The sequence below is a fragment of the Lelliottia sp. RWM.1 genome (assembly GCF_016859735.1).
Classification (GTDB): domain Bacteria; phylum Pseudomonadota; class Gammaproteobacteria; order Enterobacterales; family Enterobacteriaceae; genus Enterobacter.
Genome location: NZ_WLVC01000116.1, coordinates 1 through 1,868, shown reverse-complemented (window position 1 = coordinate 1,868; position 1,868 = coordinate 1). Strand labels below are relative to the sequence as shown.

Genomic DNA, 1,868 nt, shown 5'->3' with positions numbered 1-1,868 from the left:
GCCATAACAGCGGAATGACACCGGTAAACCGAAAGGCAGGAACAGGAGAGCGCACGAGGGAGCTACCAGGGGGAAACGCCTGGGATCTTTATAGTCCTGTCGGGTTTCGCCGCCACTGATTTGAGCGTCAGATTTTGTGATGCTTGTCAGGGGGGCGGAGCCTATGGAAAAACGGCTTCGCCGCGGCCTCATCGCTTCCCTGTTAAGTTTCTTCCTGGTATCTTCCTGGAAATTTCCGCCCCGCCCGTAAGCCGGCACCGCTCGCCGCAGCCGAACGACCGAGCGCAGCGAGTCAGTGAGCGAGGAAGCGGAATATCTTCTGTATCGCATATTCTGCTTACGCTCTGCTGCAGCATTTTTCTTCTGCCGCATAAGGCGCTTTCCTGATTATCGCACTCATGCCAACATACTAAGCCAGTATACACTCCGCTAGCGCTACGTGACTGGTCCGGCGCTGCGCCCGGAACCCGCAAATTCAGAAACTGAAAGCGGGACAAGATGTGTTTTTGGAGTACCGCCATCACGATGCCGGCACCAAAACGATATCTCAGGGCTGCGCCCCGATACCCCGCCAACGCTTCACGGCACCGGATTAAAATCCGTTCCCGTTCACCGTTTCTCAGGGCTGTTCCCGGCTGCAGGTTCTTCATGAGGTTCGCCGTGTCTGGCAGACTGTGCAGAGTTATTCTGACCGGAGATCGCCATGAAACGACTGATAAACCTGACGCCCGCCGAGAAAAGATTTCTCGACGATGCTGTTGCCGCCGCTGAGAGAGCGTCAGGCAAGAAGCTGAATCAGCCCAACAGGCACATTGTCCTTAACAGGGCTCGTGCACAGATCGAATCGCAGCGCCAGGCAGAACGGCAGCGATCTGCGCGTGAGGAGGAGCGGCAGCAGGCGGAATTTACCTGGTCGCGTCCGCGGGCGCCGCGTCGCTGATTGCCACTTTCGTCGGTTTCGTGGGGAGTTCAGGGCGAAACAGCGTGGTATTCACTACGGTGCATAGTCATTCACCCCCGTAAAACTCACCAGAGCGATTCCGGGCGGTTTTCTGGGGGTAAGACGTGCTCTTTTGTGGCTGAAGGCGCAGAAACGCCCTGAGGCCGTTTTCGCGGTGCGCGTAAGAAGGGATTATGGTAAATAGGGCGCTATCGCCTAAATGTACGACTGATTGTTTTTTTTTCTTTGTAGTATGAGATTCCTGAGTAGACAGCTACAACAAGTAGAGCAATGGCGATAGTAAGTAAAATCCAGTCCATAAATGCCTGATTAATTTAATAAAAACAGCCTGTTATGATTTCATAAAGATAATATCATCTTTTTTTAGCATGATACTGTCGTTACTTATTGTGGTGAGATGAAACATAACCGCTGTTTTTGTATGTGTTTGTTAAGGCGGCTAAGATTATTCCTAACCACTGATTTTGTACATATCATCAAAAAAAAATAATGCCCTGTGGTGGGTATGTAACAAATCACGGGGAGCAGGTCAACGCCAAAACTTTGAATGATCGGGTGGCAGGCTAAATGAAATCTTGAGATTCATTCAGTCTCGTCGTAATCTCTTGCTCTGAAAACGAAAAAACCACCTGGGGAGGTGGTTTTTCGAAGGTTAAGTCAGTTGGGGAACTGCTTAACCAGGTAACTGGCTTCAGCAGAGCGCAGATACCAAATACTGTCCTTCCAGTGTAGCCGTAGTTAGGCCACCACTTCAAGAACTCTGTAGCATCACCTACATTAACTCGCTCTGCTAATCCTGTTACCAGTGGCTGCTGCCAGTGGCGCTTTGGCGTGTCTTTCCGGGTTGGACTCAAGACGATAGTTACCGGATAAGGCGCAGCAGTCGGACTGAACGGGGGGTTCGTGC

Annotated in this window: 2 protein-coding genes; one reads left to right on the top strand and one right to left on the bottom strand. The window is 51.4% G+C overall.

Annotation, left to right across the window (positions count from 1 at the left end):
* The first annotated feature begins 703 nt into the window (after nucleotides 1-703).
* Entirely contained in the window at nucleotides 704-940 is a 237-nt protein-coding gene (locus tag GF617_RS26765; protein WP_016947370.1) for a hypothetical protein, read from the top strand.
* A 209-nt stretch (nucleotides 941-1,149) separates the two neighbouring features.
* Here the strand turns inward: GF617_RS26765 and GF617_RS26760 are convergent, their stop codons facing one another.
* The gene (locus GF617_RS26760; RefSeq protein ID WP_142924546.1) at nucleotides 1,150-1,260 is read right to left on the bottom strand and encodes a small membrane protein; all 111 of its coding nucleotides are present in this window, start codon (nucleotides 1,258-1,260) and stop codon (nucleotides 1,150-1,152) included.
* Nucleotides 1,261-1,868 lie beyond the last annotated feature (608 nt).

Excerpts from the sequence above, each read along its gene's own strand:
- GF617_RS26765 (WP_016947370.1), top strand. The coding sequence starts at position 704 with ATGAAACGACTGATAAACCTGACGCCCGCCGAGAAAAGATTTCTCGAC.
- GF617_RS26760 (WP_142924546.1), bottom strand. The coding sequence starts at position 1,260 with ATGGACTGGATTTTACTTACTATCGCCATTGCTCTACTTGTTGTAGCT.